The organism is Kribbella albertanoniae, from assembly GCF_004348455.1.
GTDB lineage: Bacteria > Actinomycetota > Actinomycetes > Propionibacteriales > Kribbellaceae > Kribbella > Kribbella albertanoniae.
In genome coordinates this window covers 1-1,310 of the sequence record NZ_SMKA01000527.1, presented here as the reverse complement: position 1 = coordinate 1,310, position 1,310 = coordinate 1, and the positions used below count along the sequence as shown (strand labels likewise).

Genomic DNA, 1,310 nt, shown 5'->3' with positions numbered 1-1,310 from the left:
TGTCTGTACGGCGGGTGTCGCCGGAGTTCCGAACTGATCGGGGGCATCGGCCGTTGCCGGCGTGGCGGATCGAGTTCGCGGTTGCCGGGCGGCGGACGCGGGTTGGGGGCGGGGCTTCGGCTCTGCTGGTGTTGGAACCTTGGGCCGAGGAGCGGTTGTGGTGGCCGGAAGGGCTTAGCCGGCGGTGGCTGGGTGGGATGCCTGGGTTGTCCGCGGGGTTGGTGATGGACCGGGGGCGGACTGTTCGGATGGTGGTGAGTGGACCATTGCCGTCGTACGCCGAGGTCCGGGTGCGGGCGGTGCACGAGTCGCGAACTGCGGTGCTGGTGGAGATCGAGGAGCTGCCGTACCGGCCGGGCTCGCCGATGCCGCTGGCTGCAGTTGGGCGGCTGGTGGTCTTTCGGTTGCGGGAGGCGTTGGGGGCGCGGGTGTTGGTGCAGGCCGGAGGGGTTCCGGTGGAGGTCATCTCAGTGGGGTGAAGTGACGAAAACCGAGGGGCTCGACGGCGTGTTGAGTGGACAGAATGGGTGGTGCTTGTGTGACGGATGAGGCCGTTTTCAGGCGTGAGAATCCGGTTTTGGCGGACGCCGAAAGTGCGCTACTGTTCTGCTCACGCCGGGGAACACCAAACCGGTCGTAGTGCGGACGTAGCTCAGTTGGTAGAGCGTAACCTTGCCAAGGTTAAGGTCGCCGGTTCGAGCCCGGTCGTCCGCTCGGAGATGGTTTTGACGGACCAAGCTGTGTGCTTGGTGGAGTGGCCGAGAGGCGAGGCAACGGCCTGCAAAGCCGTGTACACGGGTTCGAATCCCGTCTCCACCTCGAAGAAATTCTTGGACGATTGGCGCAGCGGTAGCGCGCTTCCCTGACACGGAAGAGGTCACTGGTTCGATCCCAGTATCGTCCACGAAGTCGATAGGCGAGGTGTGCGGCGCTGTTACCAGCGCTCGCCGCCTCGCCTTCGTCGTTTGTGCGGCTGCGCTGCGCTTGCCGCGGGCGGGGGCTTCGCCACCCGCACCCCCTGCGCCTCGCTTCGCATCGGCGGCTTCGGTTGCGGCACGCTTGCCGGTTCCCGGCGTGGGCTGAGATGGCTGGCACGGTTCCAGCTTTGGCCGGGGCGCTTGGACGGTTGCCGCGTTGCGCTGAGGTGGCTTACACAGTTCCCGACAGGGGCGATGAACACCCCGGAGTGGGTGTGAACAAGTAATACGTTGTTCACGGCCACCAGTTCCTGTTCAAACCCCCGAGTGGTGCGCGCGCTCCAGGCCTGGGCGTCGAAGCGGGCGGGGCGCTCCCGGGGTGCCAGCTGCGGG

At 66.4% G+C, this 1,310-nt stretch carries 1 protein-coding gene and 3 tRNA genes; all 4 read left to right on the top strand.

Annotated elements, in window-relative coordinates:
* On the top strand, positions 1-479 hold a 479-nt coding region (locus E1261_RS44800; protein WP_238176864.1), incomplete at its 5' end, for a hypothetical protein.
* Positions 480-641: 162 nt separating this feature from the next.
* Positions 642-714, top strand: a tRNA-Gly gene (locus tag E1261_RS44795).
* A gap of 34 nt (positions 715-748) precedes the next feature.
* Positions 749-819 (top strand) — tRNA-Cys (locus E1261_RS44790).
* 13 nt (positions 820-832) lie between these two features.
* Positions 833-904 (top strand) — tRNA-Val (locus tag E1261_RS44785).
* Positions 905-1,310: the final 406 nt, after the last annotated feature.